This is a genomic window from Marinomonas sargassi, from assembly GCF_025716875.1.
Classification (GTDB): Bacteria; Pseudomonadota; Gammaproteobacteria; order Pseudomonadales; family Marinomonadaceae; genus Marinomonas; species Marinomonas sargassi.
In genome coordinates, this window is record NZ_JAOVZB010000001.1 from 916,802 (window position 1) to 941,876 (window position 25,075).

The 25,075-nt window shown below is 42.1% G+C and carries 19 protein-coding genes and 1 tRNA gene; 14 read left to right on the forward strand and 6 right to left on the reverse strand.

Annotation, left to right across the window (positions count from 1 at the left end):
* Positions 1–34: 34 nt before the first annotated feature.
* The 3 genes from ftsE to rpoH all read left to right on the forward strand — a co-directional run bounded on the left by ftsE (position 35) and on the right by rpoH (position 2,702).
* Complete coding sequence (gene ftsE, locus OFY17_RS04385; RefSeq protein ID WP_263529486.1) at positions 35–706, forward strand: cell division ATP-binding protein FtsE; 672 nt, start codon at positions 35–37, stop codon at positions 704–706.
* On the forward strand, positions 706–1,713 hold the full coding sequence (gene ftsX, locus OFY17_RS04390) for a permease-like cell division protein FtsX (protein WP_263529487.1): 1,008 nt from the start codon (positions 706–708) through the stop codon (positions 1,711–1,713). Before ftsE ends, ftsX begins: the two co-directional genes overlap by 1 nt.
* 122 nt (positions 1,714–1,835) lie before the next feature.
* Entirely contained in the window at positions 1,836–2,702 is an 867-nt protein-coding gene (rpoH, locus tag OFY17_RS04395) for an RNA polymerase sigma factor RpoH (protein WP_263529488.1), read from the forward strand.
* A gap of 93 nt (positions 2,703–2,795) precedes the next feature.
* Here the strand turns inward: rpoH and OFY17_RS04400 are convergent, their stop codons facing one another.
* From OFY17_RS04400 to metK, 5 genes are all read right to left on the reverse strand, one after another.
* Positions 2,796–3,656 carry an energy transducer TonB gene (locus OFY17_RS04400; RefSeq protein ID WP_263529489.1) on the reverse strand — a complete coding sequence of 287 codons (861 nt, stop codon included), beginning with the start codon at positions 3,654–3,656 and terminating at the stop codon, positions 2,796–2,798.
* 2 nt (positions 3,657–3,658) lie between these two features.
* On the reverse strand, positions 3,659–4,609 hold the full coding sequence (gene gshB / locus OFY17_RS04405) for a glutathione synthase (protein ID WP_263529490.1): 951 nt from the start codon (positions 4,607–4,609) through the stop codon (positions 3,659–3,661).
* A gap of 244 nt (positions 4,610–4,853) precedes the next feature.
* Positions 4,854–6,299, reverse strand: coding sequence for a TolC family outer membrane protein (locus OFY17_RS04410; RefSeq protein WP_263529491.1), 1,446 nt, complete (start codon positions 6,297–6,299; stop codon positions 4,854–4,856).
* Between the two features lie 150 nt (positions 6,300–6,449).
* Complete coding sequence (locus OFY17_RS04415; RefSeq protein WP_263529492.1) at positions 6,450–7,181, reverse strand: 16S rRNA (uracil(1498)-N(3))-methyltransferase; 732 nt, start codon at positions 7,179–7,181, stop codon at positions 6,450–6,452.
* A gap of 94 nt (positions 7,182–7,275) precedes the next feature.
* The gene (gene metK / locus OFY17_RS04420) at positions 7,276–8,439 is read right to left on the reverse strand and encodes a methionine adenosyltransferase (RefSeq protein ID WP_263529493.1); all 1,164 of its coding nucleotides are present in this window, start codon (positions 8,437–8,439) and stop codon (positions 7,276–7,278) included.
* 372 nt (positions 8,440–8,811) lie between these two features.
* On the opposite strand from metK, the gene tkt reads away from it, so the two are divergent.
* From tkt to serA, 11 genes are all read left to right on the forward strand, one after another.
* Positions 8,812–10,812, forward strand: a complete 2,001-nt coding sequence (tkt, locus tag OFY17_RS04425; protein ID WP_263529494.1) for a transketolase — start codon at positions 8,812–8,814, stop codon at positions 10,810–10,812.
* 69 nt (positions 10,813–10,881) lie between these two features.
* Entirely contained in the window at positions 10,882–11,901 is a 1,020-nt protein-coding gene (locus OFY17_RS04430; protein WP_263529495.1) for a type I glyceraldehyde-3-phosphate dehydrogenase, read from the forward strand.
* A 42-nt stretch (positions 11,902–11,943) separates the two neighbouring features.
* On the forward strand, positions 11,944–13,107 hold the full coding sequence (locus OFY17_RS04435) for a phosphoglycerate kinase (protein WP_263529496.1): 1,164 nt from the start codon (positions 11,944–11,946) through the stop codon (positions 13,105–13,107).
* Between the two features lie 71 nt (positions 13,108–13,178).
* Positions 13,179–14,246 carry a class II fructose-bisphosphate aldolase gene (gene fba, locus OFY17_RS04440; protein WP_263529497.1) on the forward strand — a complete coding sequence of 356 codons (1,068 nt, stop codon included), beginning with the start codon at positions 13,179–13,181 and terminating at the stop codon, positions 14,244–14,246.
* 118 nt (positions 14,247–14,364) lie between these two features.
* Positions 14,365–14,449 (forward strand) — tRNA-Leu (locus OFY17_RS04445).
* 160 nt (positions 14,450–14,609) lie between these two features.
* Positions 14,610–15,710, forward strand: coding sequence for a type 1 periplasmic-binding domain-containing protein (locus OFY17_RS04450; protein WP_263529498.1), 1,101 nt, complete (start codon positions 14,610–14,612; stop codon positions 15,708–15,710).
* Entirely contained in the window at positions 15,698–18,280 is a 2,583-nt protein-coding gene (locus OFY17_RS04455; RefSeq protein ID WP_263529499.1) for a nitrogen regulation protein NR(II), read from the forward strand. Before OFY17_RS04450 ends, OFY17_RS04455 begins: the two co-directional genes overlap by 13 nt.
* A gap of 1 nt (position 18,281) precedes the next feature.
* Positions 18,282–18,977, forward strand: a complete 696-nt coding sequence (gene mtnN, locus OFY17_RS04460; protein WP_263529500.1) for a 5'-methylthioadenosine/S-adenosylhomocysteine nucleosidase — start codon at positions 18,282–18,284, stop codon at positions 18,975–18,977.
* Position 18,978: 1 nt separating this feature from the next.
* Positions 18,979–19,950 (forward strand): hypothetical protein, encoded by a 972-nt coding sequence (locus OFY17_RS04465; RefSeq protein ID WP_263529501.1) that lies wholly within the window; start codon positions 18,979–18,981, stop codon positions 19,948–19,950.
* Between the two features lie 93 nt (positions 19,951–20,043).
* Positions 20,044–21,141: a tRNA (uridine(54)-C5)-methyltransferase TrmA gene (gene trmA / locus OFY17_RS04470; protein WP_263529502.1), complete on the forward strand. Its 1,098-nt coding sequence runs from the start codon at positions 20,044–20,046 to the stop codon at positions 21,139–21,141.
* A 174-nt stretch (positions 21,142–21,315) separates the two neighbouring features.
* Entirely contained in the window at positions 21,316–22,545 is a 1,230-nt protein-coding gene (gene serA / locus OFY17_RS04475) for a phosphoglycerate dehydrogenase (protein WP_263529503.1), read from the forward strand.
* A 76-nt stretch (positions 22,546–22,621) separates the two neighbouring features.
* On the opposite strand, the gene OFY17_RS04480 is transcribed toward serA, so the two are convergent.
* Complete coding sequence (locus OFY17_RS04480) at positions 22,622–24,598, reverse strand: methyl-accepting chemotaxis protein (protein ID WP_263529504.1); 1,977 nt, start codon at positions 24,596–24,598, stop codon at positions 22,622–22,624.
* Positions 24,599–25,075 lie beyond the last annotated feature (477 nt).

Sequence of the window (25,075 nt, forward strand, 5' to 3'; positions counted from 1 at the left end):
GTTTCACCTTTCTTTTATAAGGGCATTGATCAACGTGGATATCAAATTTCAACGAGTTGGAAAAAAGTACGAAAGTGGTCAAGAGGCCTTATCGCAGGTGAGTTTTCATTTGCAGCAAGGTGAGATGGCTTTTCTTACCGGCCATTCTGGTGCGGGTAAAAGTACCCTGATGAAGCTCATGATGATGATTGAGCGTCAAACATCAGGACAAATCTTGGTAGACGGCGTTGATTTACGTACCTTAAGTAGAAGGGCTATTCCTCAGCACAGACGTAGAGTGGGTGTGGTCTTTCAAAACCACCAACTTCTGTTTGACCGAAGTATTTTTCATAATGTCGCGTTGCCTTTACAAGTCGGCGGCGCTGACCCTCAACAAATTGCTAAACGTGTGCGGGCGGCACTGGATAAAGTGGGCTTGCTCGATAAAGAAAAGCAAAACCCTATGGCTTTATCTGGCGGTGAGCAGCAGCGAGTCGGTATAGCAAGAGCAGTAGTGAATAAACCTCAACTGTTATTAGCGGATGAGCCGACCGGTAACCTAGACCCTAAACTGTCCGCTGAAATTATGAATTTGTTCCAAGAGTTCAACCGAGTTGGGGTAACAGTCTTAATTGCCAGCCATGATCTCGCATTAGTTGCACGTATGCGTCATCGTGTTTTGACGCTTAACCAAGGTCGCATGGTCAATGATGGAGGGTTTGGTTAATGGCGCAAAAACCAAATCAGCGCGGCGCGACAAGAGAGTCGGTTAAGCCAACTCAACATTCTTGGTCAAAGAGCTCGTCATTTAGTTTAGGCAAATACCTACGTCTGCATCAGACCACATTAACAGAGAGTTTTTTACGTCTACTGACTTATCCTTTGGCAAGTATTATGACGGTCATGGTTGTCGCGATTGCCTTGTCTTTACCGGGTGGCTTGTATGTTGTGCTGAAAAATGTGCAATCTGTGACTGACCAGTGGGAGCAGCAATCGGTCATTACTCTATATTTGTTTCCAACCTTAGAAGATACTCAGGCATTGGCTTTATCTCATCGTATTTCAGCTCAGGATGATGTCGCCTCCGTAGAATATATCTCTAAGGAAGAAGGGCTTAGGTACTTTGAACAATCGAGTGGTTACGAACAAATTTTGTCTTCTTTACCTGAGAACCCTTTGCCAATCGTATTACGTGTCATTCCTAAGGGTGCCGTTGAAATTGATACTTTACCTAAGCTGCAAGCATTAAGAGATCAATTAGCAAATCAAAATGAAGTGGAACATGCTGAGCTGGATGCCCAGTGGTTACAGCGCCTTGCCAATATCTTAAGTTTTGGTCAAAGGTTTGTATATGGCCTGTCAGTACTGCTCGTTGTTGCGGTATTTCTTATTGTCGGTAATACCATAAGAATGGCGGTAGAGAGTAGACGTGATGAAGTCTTAGTCATGAAATTAGTGGGCGCTACGGATGCTTATATCCGCCGCCCCTTCCTTTATATGGGCTTTTGGTTTGGTATTCTCGGCGGCTTTTTAGCGAGTTTGTGTATTTTAGGGCTCAGTTGGTGGGTCAGTGTGCCAGCAGAGCGTTTAATTGAGTTATATCAAAGTGGTTTTCAGTTGCAGACTTTTAATGCCGATGAGATTGTTTTATCCTTATTGGTCAGCGCTTTTGTCGGAGTGACAGGGGCTTGGATTGCTGTAAGTCGCCATATAGCGAGCATTGAATTACAGTAATTTGATACTGAATCTTTAAATAATAACCATGGTATATGCACATTTTTGTCGTATACATGTGGAATTTACTTGATAGTATTTGTTCATACTCAATTTTGAGCAATTAGGAAGGTGAAATAAAAATGGGAAATACTCTACAGCCAACGGATATGATGATTCCGGGTCAAAACCTAGAGTCTTATATACAAGCCGTAAGCAGAATTCCAATTTTAACAGCAGAGGAAGAAAAAGCCTTAGCTGAACGTCTTTATTATCAAGAAGACCTTGAGGCTGCGCGAACATTGGTTATGTCGCACTTAAGGTTTGTTGTTCACATTGCGAAAAGCTATTCCGGTTACGGACTATCACAAGGTGACCTAATCCAAGAGGGTAATGTGGGCTTGATGAAGGCGGTAAAACGCTTTAACCCTGAAGTGGGTGTTCGTCTGGTATCCTTTGCAGTTCATTGGATCAAAGCTGAGATCCATGAGTTTATTCTGAAGAACTGGCGTATTGTTAAAGTCGCTACGACAAAAGCTCAACGTAAGATGTTCTTTAATCTACGTAGTGCAAAGAAAAGTTTGTCTTGGTTTAGTAACTCTGAAGTTGAATCTGTCGCTACAGATCTGGGTGTGACACCTGAAGTTGTTCGTCAGATGGAAGGCCGTTTGAGCTCAACAGATATGGCTTTTGATGCATCTAGTGATGACGATGATGAAAGTGCCTTTCAAGCGCCGTCTCAGTACCTAGAAGACCATCGTTATGACCCAGCGACACTGCTAGAAAATGGCAACTGGGCTGAAGACTCTAATAATCGACTACAGGATGCGATGTCAGACCTTGATGAACGTAGCCGTAACATCTTGGTACAGCGTTGGTTATCGGATAAAAAGCCGACTTTGCATGACTTGGCTGATGAATATGGCGTTTCCGCTGAACGAATTCGTCAGTTAGAGAAAAATGCCATGAAGAAAATCCGTCTTGCTATGGGCGAAGGTCAATTCAGCTAGCAGTTTGTCTACTGTCAGTTTTAAAAAGCTCTCACTTGTGAGGGCTTTTTTTATGCCATTGATATAGTGCTATTGGCTGTGCTATTGGCTGTGCTATTGGCTGCGGAGTTGATTGCCGGGAATGAAGCGCCATGTTCGAATGATTTCTAGTTTATCGACTTCTTGTTTCAATTCGGTTGGGAATTCTGGAAAGGGTTCGGCAAGCCTGACAATCCTCATTGCCGCATCATCGAGCACTCGAACACCAGAAGAATGTAGTATTTCTATATCATCAACATAGCCATTGGGTAATAGGCTAACTGCTAGGCGTAACTCTCCATATAGTCGATTACGTTTTGCTTCTGTTGGGTAGTGGATGTTGCCGATTCGCTCTATTCGTCGTCGCCATTCGTCTAGGTATTGTGCATCAATGGCCGCTTTTGCCGACACAGAGGTTAAGCGGCGAACTCTTGGGCGTTTCGCATAAGATTGCCTTTGCTGGTCGAGTAGTGCTTCCAGTGTCGCAATATCCGTTGATAAGTGGCTTGGTATTTGAGTTTTTCCTAGAAATTGCTCTTCTAATGTTCTTTGTTCCTGCTCTGGAATCTCGGCTACTTGGAAAACCGCTTCCTGTCGCTTAGTAGATAACAAATTAGGCTCGTTTACTGGTTCAGCAGAGGCTAGTTCAGGTTGGATAGGAGGCGATATTTCATGGATTTGATCTGCTAAGAAACGAGAATTTTCTGTTGATGTGAGTTTCTGTTTACGTAGCTCTGTACCACTGGCTTGTTGGTTTGCTTGTGCAATGAAATCTGCTTCTAACGGTGCCTTGGTAGAGTGCTGTACAAGAGTTACTTCTAGAGCTTTAGGTTTTGGAGCTGGAGGAGAAAAGTCGAAACCAACCAACATCACCACTAGTACGTGAGTACTAATGGCGATAAATAGTGTGATGGAAAACTTATCGATTACACGCATTCTTATGATTGAAGGCGACCTTCAATAGCTTCTATTAGATCCATGGCGATATTTAAACCAAATTGTGTATCTAGCTCACGAACACAGGTTGGGCTTGTAACATTAATCTCTGTTAAATAGTCTCCAATGACGTCTAAACCGACAAACATAAGCCCTTTTTCTTTCAGGGACGGGATTACTTGCTCGCAAATCCAGCGGTCTCTATCGGTTAATGCTCGTCCTTCACCTCGTCCACCGGCAGCAAGATTGCCTCGTGTTTCCCCTTTGGCTGGAATTCGGGCAAGAGCATACGGGACAGGTTCACCGTTAACGATCAAAATACGCTTATCACCTGTTTTAATTTCAGGAATGAATTTTTGCGCCATGATTTGTTCTGCGCCCATTTTTGTAAGGGTTTCTATGATAACGCTAACGTTTGGGTCGTCTGATTTAATACGAAAAATAGAGCTACCGCCCATACCATCCAATGGTTTAAATATGACGTCACCATGCTCTTGATGGAAGCTTTTTAATAAGTCAGGGCGACGGGTGACAAGAACTGGAGGGCAACATTGAGGGAACTGTGTGGCGAATAACTTCTCATTACAATCGCGTAAGCTTTTTGGATTATTAATTACCAAGGCACCATCTCGTTCTGCTTGTTCGAGAATCATAGTGCTATAGACAAATTCACCATCGAAAGGTGGATCTTTACGCATTAAAATAGCATCCAATTCTCCCATAGGTATCTTACTTTCTTCACCTAGTGAGTAAAAATTGTCAGGATCTCTTGAAACGCTAAGTGGGCGCGCCATCGCATAGGCTTTACCATTATCCAAAAACAGATCCTTTTGCTCCATATATACAAGCTCCCAGCCCTTGTCAGCCGCAGCCCATAGCATGGCAAGAGAAGTGTCTTTTTTGTAATTAATGGATGAGATTGGATCCATAACAATGCCGAGTTTTATGGTCATCAAGTGTGTCCTATTTCAAAGGCTAAAATGTAAATGAAAAAGTTCCGACGTTCTTTCTAATGATGCTATAGAAATATGGGGGTTCTGAGAAGAAAAAACAGTCTTGTTTTCAAGATACTTTTGAATGCTTTGGTGGGATAAAGTTCAGTTAGGAATTTTGACAATTAATAAGGCTCTATCTGAGCCTTATTAATTGTCGTTCTTTTACACTTAGTTAAGTGTGAATAGTTAAGTGCGAATATGTTTACCAGCTTCCGCCAGTGCCGTCGGATTCCAAGAACAGATCACTTTCTGGAGTAGATGTGCTGGTTTCTGTTGTACTTTGCTGATTATTTTCTAATGCCGCTTCCTCGGTTTCCTGTAAAACTTCAATTGCACTGGTTTTTTCAGGTAAAGATCCTTTCTCATCAAAGGCATCATTAAAGCCAAGTAGCTCAGGTCGATAGATACGAAAAGCTCGCATCAATTCCCCTTTGGCACTAAATAGTCGGAACTCAGAGAATAGTTCGTCGTAATCTGTGTTTACATAGTCTTGTCTTGCTTCAAAAAGCTCATTTTCGCTATCTAAAACGTCCAGTAGCGTTCGTCTACCTAAGCGGAATTGCTTTTCATAGGCAACCTGAGACTCTTTCGTAGCAATCACATATTGCCTGATATGTTCTTTTTGCCCTTTGGTTGCTTCATAAGCGGCCCAAGCTAGGCGTACAGTAAGCTCGGTATCTCGAATAGTGTTACGTTGGATTTCAGCAGCTTGGATGTTTTGTTGTACCGCAACTTCTTGTTCTCGCTTGAAGGAGCCGCCACTGTAGATGTTGTAGTTGAGTCGCACCATGGCGATTAAGTCTTCACTTGGTCCTTCATCACCATCTAGGTTGTTATTCCAAGTACGTTCTAAAGCGAAATTTACAACTGGGTACTTGCCTGATTCAGTGGTTTTCTGCAGGCTTTCTGTCGCGACTAAATCCCAGTATGCGCCTTCGATAGCTGGGTTTTTCTTGAGAGCATCAGATATGGCTGCATCCAAGCTTGGCGGGATTAATGCTCTATCTGGTACAGGGTAAATTAAGCTTTCTGGAGGAAGCTCACCAACCACGCTTTTGTAATTACTTTCCGCATCTCGAAGATTATTTATGGCAGCTAAGTTATTGGAATATGCTTTTGATAGACGCGCAGAAATCTGGCTAAGATCAGATCTTCGCCCAATGCCACTGTCACTTTTCAGCTTTATTTGTTCATAAATGCGCAGGTGTGTTTCTAAGTTTAGATCTGCGAGAGCTAATAGTTCACGTTGGCGTAATACATTAGAGTAGGTTTCTGCGACTTCTAGGGCTGTAGACTCAACGGCAATTAGAGCGGACCAGCGGTTTGCTTCGGCTTCACTACTTAAACGCTTAATCTCGTTTTTGGTTGCAAAACCATCGAATAAAGGTTGGTTTAAAGCCAAACTAAGCTCACGACGAGTGAGGCTCACATCGTCTGATGTGGAATCGTCAGCATAAGTGGTTTCACGGCCTAAACCAGCAGCAAGATCAACAGTAGGGTAGTAGCCTGAACGGCGAGCCAATTCAGCGCTTTCTTTACTTTCTCTGTATTGAGCTATTGCCTGTCTTACTTCTGGGCTGTTTTCTATTGCTGTATAAGTCGCTTCTTCCAGTGTGATTGCTTGCGCCGCTATAGGTAAAAATGCCATACATAGGCTACTTATAGAAATCACGGCTGCTCGATAAAACATGCTCTAGTGTCCCTTTATTAAACGTATGATTTTGATCTTAAACTAGTGAAACATTAATTATGTTGTAGTTTTGTAGCTGATAATAATTTATACAGAAAATGTAGCAACTTAAATATCCCCCCAAAGGGAATTTATGACACTGAGAGCGACAACAGGGGCGGTTTCTGTTCTTAAAACTCTCGGCCCTAGAGTGATTGCTTGAAAGTCATGTTTATTTGAGAACTCAACTTCAGTTTCTGTTAACCCACCCTCAGGACCAATAAGAAGGCAAATCTGCTGGTCCTGAGGTTGCTCTAATTGGTGTATTGGGCGTGCACTATGGTGATGTAGTGTTAGCTTAAGGGATTGGGTACATTGCGCCACCCAAAAATCTAGTTCTATTGGAGAATGCACGATAGGCACTATGCCTCGCCCAGATTGTTCTGCAGCACTGATTGCGACCTGTTGCCAGTGCTGTAGGCGCTTTTCTACTCTGTCTTGAGATAGTTTCACTTCGCAGCGTTCACTAAACAGTGGTTGGATGGCGAAAACACCTGCTTCGACCGCTTTTTGAATAGCGTAGTCCATACGCTCACCGCGAGATAGACTTTGGCCGATTGTGACCTTTATTGGGGATTCATTATCTAGGTTTTCAAAATTGGTTATCTTGAGACTAGCGGAGCGTTTTTCAACATTGGTTATGGAGGCGTTAAATTGGCCACCTACACCATTAAAGACTTTGACAGGGTGACCAGACTTTAATCGTAAGACCTTACAAACATGCTGAAAGCTAGTGTCAGGCATGGGAATCTCGGTATTTTCGTTGAGTTGGGAATCAATGAAAATTCTCGGGATACGCATACTATGTCCTTTATATTTAGAAAAGAGTGAAATAAAAAAACCCTCTGGTCAGTGAAACGACACAGAAGGCTTTTTATAGCTTAAAACAAGGCTTTTATAAACCAGCTGCTTTACGTAATGCTTCAGCTTTATCTGTTTTTTCCCAAGTGAAATTATCACCTTCTCTACCAAAGTGACCATAGGCCGCTGTTGGCAAGTAAATAGGACGTTTCAAGTCGAGCATTTCAATTAGGCCAGCTGGGCGCAATTCAAAGTGATCTCGTACCAGAGCAACAATGGCAGCATCACTGATCTTCCCTGTCCCAAAAGTATTAATACTTATGGATGTTGGCTCAGCAACACCAATAGCATAAGACACTTGAATCTCACACTTGTCTGCTAGACCAGATGCTACGATGTTTTTGGCAACATAACGGCCAGCATAGGCTGCAGAACGGTCAACTTTAGAAGGGTCTTTACCAGAGAAAGCGCCTCCACCATGACGAGCCATGCCGCCGTATGTATCAACGATGATCTTACGACCTGTTAAACCACAATCTCCAACTGGGCCGCCAATAATGAACTGTCCTGTTGGGTTGATGAAATATTTCGTTTCTTTCGATAGCCACTCTGCAGGAAGAACAGGTTTAATGATTTCTTCCATAACCGCTTCACGTAAATCAGCTTGCTTGATACCAGCACTGTGCTGAGTTGATAAAACAACGGCATCAACGGCACATGGCTTGCCATTTTCATCGTAACGGAAAGTGACTTGGCTTTTAGCGTCTGGACGAAGGAAGTCTAGCGTGCCGTTTTTACGTACTTCTGCTTGGCGTTGAACTAAGCGGTGCGCATAAGTAATGGGGGCTGGCATTAATACATCGGTTTCGTTTGTTGCAAAGCCGAACATGAGGCCTTGGTCGCCGGCGCCTAGCTCTTTTTCGCTGGCTTCATCAACACCCACTGCAATATCTGCTGACTGCTTGCCTATGGCGTTCATTACGGCACAAGACTCCCAGTCAAAGCCCATTTCTGAACTGTTGTAGCCAATATCGCGGATAACGCCACGGGCGATTTCTTCAATATCAACCCATGCGTTGGTACGTACTTCACCCGCAACAATCACCATGCCGGTTTTTACCATGGTTTCACAAGCAACACGTGCTTCTGGATCGTCCGCTAAAATAGCATCTAGAATGGCGTCCGATACTTGATCGGCAATTTTATCTGGGTGGCCTTCAGATACAGATTCTGAAGTAAATAAAGAATATTCTGACATGTTTAGTGCCTCTATCAATAATGATGGATAAGCGCTAAAAAGGTATAAAAAAACCCGCTTAGCAAATTAATAGCCAAACAGGTGATGACGCTTCTGTTTAGCTGAATTTATATAGCGTCCGCAAGCCGAAACAAATCGACGCTTTTATATGGCGGGAATGATGGACGAGAATTGTTTTAATTTCAACCGAAAGTGGGATTTTAGTGGGTCAATAGTGGGTTTTTTTGTTAGTATGGCGGAAATTTTTCAGGATTTCGTTTTCTTTACTCTCTGTTTGAGTGCTGAAATAGAGTTAGCCTTGTATGCTAGCTGAGTTTTCAAGAAAATGTTTTGCCTATTTTTTACTGTTTAGTCATCAGGAGTGGAACAACCATGCCGACTCGTCAACAACTTGCTAATGCTATACGTGCACTGACTATGGATGCCGTACAAAAAGCTAAATCAGGACATCCCGGAGCTCCAATGGGGATGGCAGATATTGCTGAAGTACTGTGGAATGACTTTTTAAAGCACAACCCTAACAACTCGAAATGGGTTGACCGCGATCGCTTTGTATTATCAAACGGTCATGGCTCTATGCTTATTTATTCTTTGTTACATTTATCTGGTTATGCGTTGCCAATTGAAGAGCTAAAACAGTTCCGCCAACTTCACTCGAAAACACCGGGTCACCCAGAATATGGCTATACAGATGGTGTAGAAACCACGACAGGCCCTCTAGGTGCTGGTATTAGTAACGCGGTTGGTATGGCAATCGCTGAGAAAACATTGGCGGCCCAATTCAATCGCGAAGGTCATAATGTTGTTGATCATAATACCTACTGCTTTTTAGGTGACGGTTGTTTGATGGAAGGTATTTCTCACGAAGCCTGTTCATTAGCTGGAACTCTTGGTCTAGGTAAATTGGTTGCTTTTTGGGATGACAATGGCATTTCTATTGATGGTCACGTGGAAGGCTGGTTTACAGACAATACGCCTCAACGTTTTGAATCATACGGTTGGCATGTGATTGCTGATGTGGATGGCCATGACCCAGAAGCGATTAAAGCAGCGATTGAAGCGGCGAAAGCAGAAACAAGTAAACCAACGTTAATTTGTTGTAAAACAGTGATTGGTTTTGGTTCACCTAATAAATCTGGTAGCCATGACTGCCATGGTGCACCACTAGGCGACGAAGAAATCGCAGCGGCACGTAAGTTCCTAAACTGGGAGCATGCACCTTTTGAAGTGCCTGCTGATGTTTATGCTGGTTGGGATGCGAAAGACTCAGGTACAGCAAAAGAAGCTGAGTGGGACGCTAAATTTGCAGCCTACCAGTCTGCTTACCCAGAATTGGCAGCCGAATTTGAACGTCGCGTTGTAAAAGGTGAATTGCCTGCTGACTTCGAAGAGAAAGCATTAGCTTTCATTAAAGAGTGTCAGGATAAAGGCGAAAACATCGCCAGCCGTAAAGCTTCACAAAATGCGATTGGAGTATTTGGTGAGATGCTTCCTGAATTATTGGGCGGCTCTGCTGACCTTGCTGGTTCTAACTTAACTTTGTGGTCTGGTTCGAAAGGCATTCAAGACGATCCTGCAGGTAACTACATTTACTACGGTGTTCGTGAGTTTGGTATGAGTGGCATCATGAACGGTGTTTCTTTACACGGTGGCTTTATCAACTATGGCGCTACCTTCATGATGTTTATGGAATATGCGCGAAATGCTGTACGTATGTCGGCTTTAATGGGCATCCAAAACATTTTTGTTTATACCCATGACTCCATTGGTCAAGGTGAAGATGGTCCAACACACCAACCTGTTGAACAACTCGCTAACTTGCGTATGACACCAAATATGTCTGTATGGCGCCCATGTGATGCGGCTGAAAGTGCCGTTGCTTGGAAAGCTGCTGTTGAGCGTCGTGAAGGCCCAACCTCGTTGGTATTTTCTCGCCAAGGTCTACCAGCTCAAGCACGTGATGCTGAACAATTATCAAATGTAGCGAAAGGCGGTTACGTTCTTCAAGATTGTAATGGCACACCAGATTTGATTCTTATTGCGACAGGTTCTGAAGTGGCTTTAGCGATGGAGTCCGCGAAAGTATTAGCAGAGCAAGGTAAAGCGGTTCGAGTGGTGTCTATGCCATCTACTAATACCTTTGATGCGCAGGATGCAGACTATAAAGAATCTGTATTACCTTGCAGCGTTAGTAAGCGTGTTGCGATTGAGACGGCTCACGTGGACTACTGGTACAAATACGTTGGTTTTGAAGGCGCGACAGTGGGTATGACAACCTTTGGTGAGTCGGCTCCTGGTGGCGATCTATTGAAGCACTTTGGCTTCACTGTTGAGAATGTGGTTGCGACAGCCAACAAACTTTTCACAGCATAAGATTAGTCTGATACTAAAAAAGGGGTGGCATTAGCCCCCCTTTTTTACTTTATTGAATGAAGTTTATTTATGTTGCGAGTTGCTATTAATGGTTATGGTCGAATTGGACGCTCAGTATTAAGGGCTCTCTACGAAAATGGTTTTCGTGACCAAATTCAAGTAGTTGCTATTAATGAGCTGTCTGATATCGAGACCATAAGTTACCTTACTCGTTATGATACGACCCATGGACGCTTCCCTAAAAGGGTGTCTACGGAAGGCAATATTTTAGTAATTGGTGAAGACCGTATTCTATGCTCTGCGCAAGAATCGCCCAATGTACTAGATTGGTCTGCACTTAAGCTTGATATGATCTTTGAGTGTTCGGGGAGCTTCTCTGATCGCCAGACAGCTGAGTCATATCTGCAAGCGGGTGTTCCGCATATTCTGCTTTCCCAACCTGCTGATGCAGACGTTGATGCAACTATAGTGTATGGCTTTAATCAGCATACTATTCAATCAACGGATCGTATTGTATCGGCCGCATCTTGCACGACAAACTGCTTAATTCCTGTATTAGATGTGATAAAAGAATGCGCTGGTGTTGCGCATGGAACAACGCAGACCATTCATTCCGCTATGAATGATCAGCCCATCATTGATGGTTATCATACTAAGGATTTACGCTTAACTCGTGCCGCATTGAGTTCTATTATTCCTGTTGATACAGGGTTAGCAAAGGGTATTACCCGTATGATGCCTGAACTGGACGGGAAAATGGGTTGTAATGCGGTACGTGTGCCGACATTGAATGTATCTGTGATTGATTTGGTATTACGAACCAATACCGATGTCAGCGTAGAACAAATAAACGAACAATTGAAACATGCCGCCAGCACAAAATACGCTGACTTGATGGGCTTTACTGAAGAAGCTCATGCGTCCGTTGATTTTAATCACGATTCTCGTTCTGTCATCGTTGATGGTACGCAAACTCAAGTCATTGATAAGCGTATGGTGAAATTAATGTGCTGGTTTGATAATGAATGGGGCTATGCCAACCGAATGTTGGACGTAGCCAAGTACTGGGCGGGCATAATTAAACACTAAACAGTTTGATTCCCCTGAATATTAAATACGAGGATAACGTACATGACCGTAATTAAAATGAAAGACTTGGATCTAGCGAATAAGCGCGTACTGATCCGTGAAGACCTTAATGTTCCTTTAAAAGATGGGAAAATTACCAGTGATGCACGTATTCGTGCTGCGTTACCTACTATTAAATTTGCTCTTGAAGCTGGCGCGAAAGTAATTGTTATGTCGCACCTTGGACGACCTACAGAAGGTCAGTACGAAGAAGAGTTCTCTATGAAGCCAGTTGCTGACTACTTGTCTGAATTGCTAGGGCAAGACGTTCCTTTAGTAAAAGACTGGTTAGATGGTGTTGAAGTAGAAGCTGGCCAGTTAGTGTTGGCAGAAAATGTTCGCTTTAATGTTGGTGAGAAAAAAGACGACGAAGCCTTGTCGAAAAAAATGGCGGCTTTGTGTGATATTTACGTTATGGATGCATTTGGTACCTCGCACCGTGCCCAAGCATCGACTCACGGCGTTGGTAAATTTGCCCCAGTCGCTTGTGCAGGCCCATTGTTAGCGGCTGAACTTGAAGCACTAGGCAAGGCCTTAGATAACCCTGCTCGTCCTTTGGTTGCTGTTGTTGGTGGTTCTAAAGTATCTACTAAGTTAACCGTTTTAGAATCTCTTTCAAAAGTGTGTGACCAACTGATTGTTGGTGGCGGCATCTCAAATACTTTCGTTGCAGCAAGAGGTCACAATGTTGGTCTTTCACTACACGAGAAGGATTTGATTCCTCAGGCACAAAAACTTATGGCTGACTTAGATATTCCTGCGGTAACCGATGTGCGTGTTGGTACAGAGTTTTCTGAAACGGCTGTAGCGACAGTAAAACCAGTTGATCAAGTGCTTGATAATGAAGAAATTATGGACCTAGGTCCTGATTCAGCACAAGTAATGGCTGAAGTTCTAAAAGGCGCAAAAACGATCTTATGGAATGGCCCATGTGGTGTTTTCGAATTCGATAACTTCTCGAAAGGTACAGAAGTTGTGGCTCAAGCGATTGCTGATAGTGATGCTTTCTCTGTTGCTGGTGGTGGTGATACGTTGGCGGCAATCGATAAGTACGGCTTAGAAGATAAGATTTCTTATATCTCTACAGGTGGCGGTGCTTTCTTGGAATTTGTTGAAGGTAAAGTGCTTCCAGCTGTTGATATGCTTGAGAAACGTGCGCAAAATTAGTATTAAGTTTTGGCAAAATACTATATCTTACACACTAACCACACCAGATAAATTGTAGAGGATTTTTTTCTATGCCGTTAATTAGTATGCGTCAACTGTTAGATCATGCTGCTGAACACAGTTATGGTTTACCTGCCTTTAATGTGAATAACATGGAGCAGGTAAAAGCCATTATGGAAGCCGCTGATGAAGTAAATTCTCCGGTTATCATGCAGGCTTCTGCAGGAGCTAGGAAGTATGCTGGCTCTCATTTTTTACGTCACCTAATTGCCGCGGCTATTGAAGATTATCCTCATATTCCTGTTGTAATGCATCAGGATCACGGTACCTCTCCTGCTATCTGTCAGCGCTCTATCCAGTTAGGCTTTTCGTCTGTAATGATGGATGGCTCACTAGAAGCCGATGGTAAAACACCAGCAAGCTATGAATACAATGTGGATGTGACCCGTCGCACAGTAGAATTCGCTCACGCATGTGGTGTTTCTGTGGAAGGTGAACTGGGTGTTTTGGGTTCACTTGAAACAGGTCAAGCAGGTGAAGAAGATGGCGTCGGTGCTGAAGGTATTTTGTCTCATGATCAAATGCTGACTGATCCTCAAGAAGCAGTTGATTTTGTTAATGCGACAGGTATTGATGCGCTTGCTGTGGCGATTGGTACGAGCCATGGTGCTTATAAATTTACGCGTCCACCAACGGGCGATATCTTAGATATTGAGCGCATTGCGACTATTGTTGAGCGTCTACCTAATACGCATATCGTGCTACACGGTTCTTCCTCTGTACCTCAAGATTGGTTAGCTATCATCAACGAGTTTGGTGGTGATATCCCTGAAACCTATGGTGTTCCAGTGGAAGAAATCGTTAAAGCGATTCGTTATGGTGTGCGTAAAGTTAACATTGATACGGATCTTCGTTTAGCGGCAACTGGCGCGATTCGTCGCAGTTTGGCGGAACATAAAGGCAACTTCGATCCGCGTAAATATTTAACTGAAACCATTCGAGCTATGAAGTCTGTATGTATTGACCGCTACGAAGCGTTTGGTTGTGCTGGTCAAGCTTCTCGTATCCGTACGATGGACTTAGAAGAAATGGCTGTTCGTTATGAGCGAGGCGAGTACAAAAGCGCCCGTAAGTTTTAACAGTCATTATTTTCAGGCTCGGCGAGAGAGGTAAATGAGTTTTTTGAAGATTTTTGAAAAATAAATTAAAAATCTATTGACCATGAAATTCATTTGCCTATAATGCTCGCCATTCCTTGCGGGAGTGGTGGAATTGGTAGACACGCTGGATTTAGGTTCCAGTGCTTCACGGCGTGAGAGTTCGAGTCTCTCCTTCCGCACCATATTTAAAAAAAGCTGACTTTATGTCAGCTTTTTTTATGCCTGAAATTTATGCCTTGTGGACTTTTCTTCGCTATATTTTCATTTTTTTGTTCCTACCCTGATGAAAGCTAGCTAACTTGGTTACAATAGTGTTTTTCATCTACGTGATCGGGTTGAATAATGCGGCGGATTTTCTTCTACTTTTTTGGGGTCATCTTTAGCGCTTTATGCGTGCCCGCTTATGGAGAAGATTTTTCGTTGAGCGTGATTGATGGTGAAGACTTCTATAATCGTTATCCAAGTCAGGCTCCGCTTGCAGAGCAGTTCTCCGCTATTATTAGCTCCCCCCCTGTTCCGATCCGAATCGTTCAGAGTGAACCAGTACGTATTGCCGTATTGCTTTTTGGACGACTAGACTCCATTGAAAATAGAGCTATGTTGAGAACCTTTCGTCAGCGAATGCGAGAAGTTGGCATAGAGTATCGCTTGGATACTTATGTGGTAGATGATCAAGACGATAAGATAACGCCTTATTTTGAAGTTCAAAAAGCGCAACCGGACTATCTTATTGTCACCAAAATGGGCTTTCTTCAGCGCCGTTTCATAGAAGGCTTTTTACCTTCTTCTCACACAAAAGTGATTGTTTATGGCTTCGCTTCTCCTTTATTGCATTGGTTGGACTCTCCGCCACTTATGTATATTGGTTTTAATCAGCATCAAGCGACGAAGACGTTAGCTAGTTTTCTAGAACGTAACCTTTCAGAAGGTGAGGCTATATCTGCACTTGTTTTGTCAGATAGTTACCTAGGTAGGGAAAGGTGTGACCTTTTTCTTGATGAAATGAGACGCTATGGTAGATCTATTAATCCGATTTTCGTATTGAGAGATGATAAGTCAAAAGCACTTAAGTTGGCTCGCGACCTGTTAAAAACACAAAAGTCAGGTTTTGTCTTCGGTTGCTCTCAAGCGCTTTCAGAGGGCGTTCTGGAGGCTATCCAAGAAGAAGGTGTATCTTCAACCGTCACAACGAATGCGTGGAACTTATCCTTTAATTCGATAGATTATTTACAGACGAAAAAAGCCATGGTGAATGTGCTTTTTATGAAAGATGCTTTATCTGTTGCAGCCACTGAAGCGATTAAACTGGATCTAGAGGATAGGAACTTGCCTAGTTTGTATATGGCGCGTTTTATGGTGGTGACCTCGGATTTGGACTCAGATAGTTTGCAGCTTGTTATTGAAGAAGCGTACCCATACTCGGTGGATTTATGGCAAAGGTAGTTATTAGTTTACAAAAAAGGCTACAGAAGAAGCTGCTAATTTTATTAGGTTGCGCTTTTGTCATCTTTTCTTTGGCGATTCTATTTTTTGTGGAGTCACTTAATCGGTCCTTTTCTGAAAAAGAGTTGGCGTTAAAGCATAGAGTCGTTGAGCAAACGTTTAATTCTTATTTAACGAGAGCGGAAGGTGAGATGAGTCTGATCAGCCAAGACTTGTCTTTAAATAATTATGGTGTTGGTCATGAACTTGATCTGATTTTTAGTAATCACGAAGAGCTCATCTTTGGTGAGTTAGACTTTTTTTACATAGAATGGAGCGAAGGGGATCATGCCATTGACCCACGAGCCCGGTTATTTACTGATTCCGATTTTTCTTCTCTTTTGAGTAATGGGCTGATTAATCGGTGGGTTGCTATTTATACAGAAAATGGCACTAGACTCTTGATGAATAAAAAGAGAATAGTCTCGGATTATCAAAATCTCGGCTTTTCATATGGTTTTATATCTCTAGATGACAATTTAACGCTCACTAATTTATTGTTAGACAGTGCTGGCATTAATGCTGTGCGTATTTATGATCAATCCCAAAATAGAGTTTTACTAGATGAGGCAAGGTCTGGAGAAAGCTTGCTGAATTCAGCATTGCTTTCAAGTTTGCCTCTGATTTCATCCGTTGACTCTAGTCTATTGTTAGAAATTAGCCAAAAGAACATTCTCACAGTCACAGTTGCAATGAAAACATTATTTTATGTGGCTGTGGTTGGCGTTGCTTTAATTCTGTTTTATTTTTTATTCATTTACCAATTTAATCGCGCATTATTTACGCCTCTAAAAAGATTGTCGCTTCATAATGATCAGACTCCGTTACTGTTTAGTGAGTTGGAGCCGCTTCAGAAAAAGAGGAACTTAGAGAAAACAGCGCTAGTGGCAAAAGATCATAGATTTAAATTGCTTACCGAGTCTGTAGAGTGTGCAATCATTTTTTGCAATGAAGTAACAGAAATTCAGATGGTTAATGGCGAAGCGAGAACGCTATTTCCTGAATCTCTTAAAGCACGTACGATTTTTGATTTCATGCCAATATCTTGTCATCAACCTATTCAGGAGGCATTAAAAGGGGAGGTAGGTATTACATTTGATATCACAATGAAAAGCATGAATCGAATATATCGTTGGCATGCCTTTCCATTTGTGAATGACAGTATTCATCAAGGCGTATTGTTGGTTGGGCGTGATACAACCAAGGAATCAAGCTTAGCATGGCAGCTTGAGCAGCTTAATCCCTTACCTTCGTTACAGCAGGAAAAAGTTGATGTTGATACGATTGTGAGTGAGCTGATTTACCTATCTGAACAAAGCTATTTTACTAATGCTCAACAGTTACAGGGTTGGATGACCCTTTTGACGAGGACTTTGGGAGAAATTGGACGTTCCAGTGTGGAGCCTTCGGTATCAGAGTGTCTAGGTGATGTTCTTTCAAAAGTCAGTAATCAGATAACAAAGGATATGGGGGTGAACACTGATAGGGTCTTAATAGACTGTTCATTAGATGATGCGATGCAAATTTTTTCTTTTTCCCCGGATATGAAGCAGCTATTGCGTGTGTTTATCATGATGGTCGCTTCCAATGATACGGTGAAGACTAAACTGAGTGTTCGGTTTGTTGAAGAAGAATTAGAAATAGTGGCAACGTATGATAAAGCCCGCCCCATATTGGATTGGTTTGTGACCACCCTGATTACTCGCTTAAAGGGGAAACAACAAGTTTCATTAAATAGTACTCTTTCTGTGACTGTGCCAATTGAAGAGAGAGAGTTGAAAGGCGAGGGGGGCCTTCCCTCAGCGGTTGTTGCTTGGGTGACCAATGATTACTCTAATGAAGGGCTGATAAGCGAGCTATTAGAAAAATTAGGTGTGACGGTGAAAAAATACACGTCTACTGATAGCTTTTTAACTCACTTAAACTCAGTAAATCACTTTGATGCGATTATTGTTGGTTGCGATAAGGCGACTGATACACAGTTTGAGCTTACCGAGTTTTTGCAAAATAAATATGATCGTATGGGATTGCCATTGATTTGGGTTAACTGTAGCAAACCTACTTATATTTCCTCTGAGGTTATTAATCTGTTGGGTAGCCCTTTTGAATACAACCTCTATGATGCATTACAACAAGCTTTCATAAGGGAACCCCTTTCCACCGTAAATATGCAAAATGATGATGAACATTATTGGGTTATTGTTGGTGGTAGCCGAGTGACTAAGGCTATTTGGTATTCGGCGTTAGAAAACTGTCATATCAGCGCTCATTGGTGGGATGATTTATCTAGCTATTATGCTGTGCTCTCACAATACCCAGACGCCAGTATAATATTACTTGAATCTCAATCTGACGCACTATTAAGTGTGGTTAATATAGAATTCCCGGAGACTCAATTTTTTACCGTACAAAGCTGGGGACATGCCCCTAATTATGTGCATTGTTATGATGTCAAGCCGCCATATTCTAATGAAAAAATAAATGAATTCGTGAAGTATGTTGCGCAAAATAAGAAGACGTTAGGAGAATAGAATGAGTGTTATTGGACTGATCGGCGCAATGGATGAAGAAGTTGCTGTGATTAAATCTTGGATGAGTGATATTCAAGAGCAGAGTATTGCTGGTTGTGAGTTTTTTACTGGCAAGTTTGAAGGTAAAGATATTGTGTTATTGAAATCAGGCATAGGTAAAGTGAATGCTGCGGTTTCAACTACCTTACTGCTTTCAAAGTTCTCCCCAGAGTATGTGATTAATATTGGCTCTGCGGGTGGCTTTGATGCTGATTTAAATGTAGGTGATGTGGTGATATCGGATGCGGTGATTCATCATGATGTTGATGTGACTGCTTTTGGTTATGTGATGGGGCAGGTGCCTAATATGCCAGCGCAATATGATGCAGATGAAAGTCTTATAAGCAAGGCTAAGGCTGCAATTAGTGAGGGCACAAAGGCGCAAGCTAAAGTTGGTCTGATTGGTACGGGTGATAGCTTTATGAGTGACCCAGTTCGAGTAGACGCAGTCCGTGAAATGTTTCCTTCCTTAGTTGCAGTTGAAATGGAAGCGGCTGCCGTCGCTCAAGTCTGCCATAAGTTTTCAACTCCTTTCGTGGTAGTTCGTTCATTATCAGATATCGCAGGTAAGGAATCTCCGAAAAGCTTTGAAGAATACCTCAAGCTGGCAGCAGAGAATTCATCCTTAATGATTCAGAGTATGCTCAAAGCACACTGATATGCGGTACCAAAAAAGCCACCTAGCTCTAGTCTTACTGTTCGCATTTATGTGGCCTTTTTCTGTGTATGGAGAAGAGCTTTCGCCTGATGAGGGTGATGCAGAAGCGTTAGATAGGGCGTGGTGGCAAGTTGCCCACCAACGAGCCTCCAGCGCTATTGGCGGTTGGTCAAATGGAATGGATGCCTTCTTTTCTGGTCAGCCGTCTCAAATAGCATCCAAGAGCCATGTTGAAATTCGTCTGGGCTCTGTTTTTGAAAACAACGACACATCAGGCCTGTTTGATCTTCATGCTAAATGGGAGTTACCGAATACTAAGAAACGTTTACGCCTTGTTCTCGATTCTGGTGCGGATACGCTCTCTCCTGAAAATGTCACTGGTGAAGTATCACAACAAGATAATGTGTTGGAATCCGCTTTGCAGTCAAGTGTGTCTGCGGCGGTACGATTCGCTAAAGATGATTTAGGAATGGACTTGGATGTGGGTATTCTAGTGGATTTTCCATTAGACCCTTTTGTCCGATTACGCTTTAAGCAAGGTCATATTAAAGAGGATTGGTACTGGTACCAAAAACAGGAAGCGTTTGCTTATTACTCTGAAGGTGTTGGTGCTCGGTATGCTTTAGGTGGCGGCTATCAGCTTGCATCTAACCTATCTTATGGCCTCGATTTTAGTGTTGTTTGGTTAGATAAAGAAGATAGCTTTTATGCACGGGAAGAGCTCTTTTTCCAGCATGTTATAAATGAGAGAAATCAGCTGCGCTATGAATTAGGCTTTTTGCAATCGGGAGAGAGCCAGCTTCAATCTGATACGTTTTATTATAATTTTGAATACAATAGGTTCTTATATAAGAATTGGTTGAGTGCGCAAATAAAGCCTCAAATGACCCATGAAGCAGAAGATGACTACACTGGTGATTGGTCTTTAACCTTATCTTTAGTAGTACTCATGGGGCCTGAGTATTTGTATTGATATGCGTTGTGAGTGATTAGATTTGTCGAATGATAACTCGTATAATGCAGCCCATATAAATTCGTAATATCCCTCCTTTTAAGAGACCAAGTCATGAGACCGGATCAAATCCAGCCAGAGCAATACGATCAGCAACTACAAGACAAGCAAACAGCATTGTCTCAATTGATGGCGGATCTGCCTTTGCCTGAAATAGAAGTCTTTACGAGTGAGCCATCACACTATCGTATGCGGGCTGAATTTCGTATATGGCATGAGGGTGATGACTTGTATTACGCTATGTTCGATTCCGCGGACCCAAGAGTGCCGATTCGTACCGATCAATTCCTTGCGGCTTCTAAGCAAATTAACGAGCTCATGCCGCAATTATTGGATGCGGTTCGTAATGTGCCTATTTTGCGACATAAGCTTTTCCAAGTGGATTTCTTAACCACAACAACTGGCGAGGCATTGATAAGCCTGCTTTACCATAAGCCAATTGATGATGAATGGAATGCGGCGGCGGAAAAGCTAAATGCAAGTTTCCCCGTTTGTCATTTCATTGGACGTAGCCGTAAAAAAAAGCAGATCTTAACCCGTGACTTTGTGATGGAGACTCTAACGGTTCATGGCCGTAAGTACCACTACCAACAAGTAGAAAACAGCTTTACTCAGCCTAATGCGGGTATTAGTGAAAAAATGTTGGAATGGGCTTTAGATGTGACCAAAGGCGCTTCGGGTGATTTGTTGGAAATGTACTGCGGTAATGGGAATTTTTCTATTCCATTAGCACACCGTTTCGATCGAGTAATTGCCACTGAAATCTCTAAGGTATCCGTTCAGTCTGCACAGCTTAATATAGCCATCAATGGTGTGCAAAATGTTCAGGTTGTGAAGATGGCAAGTGAAGATGTGTCTGCTGCATTAAATGGCGATACTGAATTACCAAAAAATCTGCTTCAAGCTGGTGTAAATGAGCTTTCCCCGTCTGTTGTTCTAGTTGACCCTCCACGGGCAGGTCTAGATGACGCAACGATAGAATTAATCCGCAAAGTGGATTCCATTCTGTATATCTCTTGTAACCCCGAAACATTGAAGGCGAACCTAGAGTCTTTATCTAGTAGTCATGAAGTGGTTCGCTATGCGATGTTTGATCAATTCCCTTATACACACCATGTGGAGACGGGCGTGTATTTAACTAGGAAAGCATGATCTTTCATTTTTATAAATAAGGCACAGAGTCTTCCTATAAAGCTAGGTCTATAACAAGGTTTTCTATGAGTGTTACTCATTTTAAGAATGAAAGATCGGCATTAGGTTCTGGAATATTCTGTGTTAACATTAGCGCAAAATTCACCCACCCACTATAGAGAAGTCGAACGAGCCATGAGCAACAACTCACTAGACAAAAACAAAATCAAAATCTTGTTATTAGAAGGCGTTCATCAGTCTGCAATAGATACCCTTAATGACGCTGGTTATACCAACATTGAATACCACAAAACAGCACTGGCAGAAGATGAGTTAATTGAGAAAATTTCGGAAGCGCATTTTATCGGTATTCGCTCCCGCACACAGTTAACAAAGAAGGTTTTGTCTCATGCTAATAAGCTGGTGGCGATTGGGTGCTTCTGTATTGGTACTAACCAAGTAGATTTAGATGCGGCAAGTGAAAAAGGTGTGGTTGTTTTTAATGCTCCTTATTCAAATACTCGTAGTGTTGCTGAATTGGTTTTAGGTCAATTGATCTTATTGCTTCGTGGTATTCCAGCTAAAAACGCAGCTTGTCATGATGGTGGTTGGATTAAGTCAGCTGTCGGCTCCTATGAAACACGTGGTAAACGCTTGGGTATTATAGGTTACGGCAGCATAGGTACGCAGTTGAGTGTTCTAGCTGAATCACTAGGCATGGAAGTATGCTTTTATGACATAGTCACTAAGTTGCCTCTTGGTAATGCTCGCCAAATTAAGAGTTTAAAAGAGTTACTATCGACAAGTGATGTAATCAGTCTTCATGTCCCCGAAACTAATTCGACTAAGTTGATGATAGGTGAAAAAGAAGTATCGCAAATGAAGAAGGGCTCCATCTTCATTAATGCTTCCCGTGGTACAGTGGCAGATTTAGATGCTGTTGCGAATGCGATTAAATCAGGTGATCTTGGTGGGGCGGCTGTGGATGTTTTCCCAGTAGAACCAAAAGGCAACGATGAAGAGTTTGTGTCGCCATTAAAAGGTTTGAACAATGTGATTCTTACGCCTCATATCGGCGGAAGTACAATGGAAGCGCAGGAAAACATCGGTGTAGAAGTAGCTGAGAAGCTTGTTAAATACTCTGACGTGGGTACCACTATTGCTGCGGTTAACTTCCCTGAAGTTGCTCTACCTGCGCAATCAGATAATCATCGTATCTTGCATATCCATGAAAACCGCCCTGGTGTTTTATCTAGTATCAATACTATCTTCTCTGAGAATAATATTAACATTACTGGTCAATATCTTCGTACGACTGAGAAGTTAGGCTATATGGTAATGGATGTTGATGCAGAAACAGGTGAGCTTGCTCTAGAAAAAATTAAAGAAGTAGAAGGTACCGTTAAAGCGCGAGTGTTGTTCTAATTCACTTTTTTATATGAAGTATAAAAAGCCAGCGAATGCTGGCTTTTTTGTGTCTGGGATAAGTTTGTGGGTTTTATTACGCCTTAGTTATCCCTAATGTCTCGGTAATTTCTTTAATTTTTGTTGTTATATCGTCAGCCATTTTCGACATAAAGGCTTCGGACTCGTTTGCTTGTTCGCGAACTTGTACGACAGAAGCATTTAATTGTGTCATGCCAAGTTTTTGTTCTGCTGCATACCCAGTTGCTTTGTTAGCTAGGCGTGTTGATTGTTCTGATTTTTCTAGAACGTCTTGGGCCGATTGCCCTAGAGTGTGGGTTAAGTCTACTTGTTGCTCAGACGCCGTTTCAATCAAGCTGACATTCGATTTAAGTTTTAAAGTGGAGGTTGTTAGTACAGAAAAAATATTCGTTATTTCTTCAAGAGATTGTTGAGTTCTGCTCGACAAGGTTCGAACTTCAGAGGCTACTACGGCAAAGCCGCGTCCATGCTCCCCTGCTCGTGCTGCTTCTATAGCGGCATTTAAGGCGAGTAAGTTTGTTTGCTCTGAAATCTCTCTTATGCTGCTTACAATAGAAGAAGCGCTGGAGACAGATTCCTCTAAGTTGACCAGAGTTCTTTTACTGCTGCTTAGTCGGTCAAGAGTGGTTTGATTCGCCTCTGCTAGAGAGGCCGCTTGATCAACACTCAATGTCATTGCTGTATTAGTATCTGCTGCGTAATCGGCGACTTCATGGGCGCGAGTTTCTGCCTTATTCGCAAGTACTTCTATATTACTAGATAGTTCTAACGTGTGATCAAGCTGTTGCTTTGATTCAAGGCTTAATTCATGAACCTGCCCAAAAGCGCTGAGCATTTCATTTAATGACTGGGATATGTTGTTTAGTTCAATGTCACTTTTTTCTTTTTGAGCAGAAATTTGATCTAAATAGCGGTTGAGATAGTGAGCAATTTCAGAAAGTTCGTTCTTACGTTTACCAACAACAAGTCGAGAGGTGTTTTGACTTTCCACTAGATCTTTAACAGCCACATATAAATCCTTTGCGCTTTTCACAACGACTCTAGTTTGGAATATATGAACTAAAATAGTGGTGAGTATCATAAGTACGACAAAGGCAGAGAAGGCCAATAAGGTTTGTTTCTGTGTTTTTTCTGAGTTGGCTTCAATGGCTCTAGTGCCTATTTTTAATGCTTCGTCTAGTTGCCGAATTTCTTCTCTAATAGTGTCTTTTACTGTGATGGCTTGACGTAGATTCTGGATGCTTAAATCGACGTCTTTTAAGAAGCGGTTTGACCAAGTATTTAACTCATACTTAATTTCTTCAAGAGGGTCGAGCTTGCTTGTATCTTCGTCTTCCTCTGCCCAGCCAAGCAAGGATGATAAGTCATCTTCTGTTGTTGTATTTGATGTACCTTCTAAGGCAATGATAGGCAGGGAGTTAAACTTTTTAATACTTTCCTGAAAAAGTAGAATTGCTTGTTGTAAATTGGCGTAATTCTCGGGAGTTCTATGTGCTAGAAACTCGTCTTTTGATGTGCTCATATGAGCAAACTCAGAATAGAGTCTTACTTGGCTTGCAGTGTAAGGGGCTGTGGCGACAATGTCGTTGTTCGTTTGAAAGTCTGATAACTTCTGTTCTAAATCATCTAATGTTAGTAGTGTCTGGCGTTCATTGTTGTCAATAAGAGCAAAAGGGTTTCCTGATAGCTTTCCAGCCGCCCTTACATCAGATTGGAGACTGGTTTTTATTAAACCTAGTTGGTCAATGATAGGTGCTTTTATATTTTCGGGTAGGCTGTTTAATAAAGGCTCGATTTCTACTTGAATAAAATCTTGTGTTGTTTGTAGGGCAGACGCTTCCCCTGAAGCTAAATAGCTTTCAATCTGATCCTTCAAGTTAATTGAGGAATATTCCCAAACGAGTCTGTATGTTTTTCCTTGTTCGAGAGTATTTCGGAACTGCATTAAGGTCCACAATAGCAATGCGACGAGTACAGCGGCAATAACAAAGTAGCTAAAAGTGGTCGTTCTTGTGACGTAAGCAATTTTCAATTCAATAAACCCCTTTACATAAAGTTACATTACGCGATGAGAGTAGCTTGTGTTTATGTCATTTCTGTTACGAATAAAAATACTTTTTAGTCAGAGTGGAAATGTGCTGTCTTAATCTCTGGTTAAGGGCTTTTTTGTTTTTAGGGGTGGTTTGTGTGTTTGTTGTTGGTTTTTTGATCGATGCTTGGTGTTTTGCTAAGTGTCTAAAACTAAATAGGAATAAAGCTAAAATAACTACCAAAAGTTCTTGCATTGTTTCTGTAGATCCTTAATATACGCCCTCGCTGACACGGGCAGTGCTTCTACTTAGTTATTTAGTAACTAGGTGATTCAAGTAGCTGCAAGTGGTATAGCAACGCTCTTTAAAATAGATAATCAGATAATTTGTGTGGGCGCTCGCTGGAGACTTTCAAAAAAATTGAAGTCTTACACGAGAGTCAAACACGTCAATTCGCTTTATTAAGTAAGTTGGTGTTT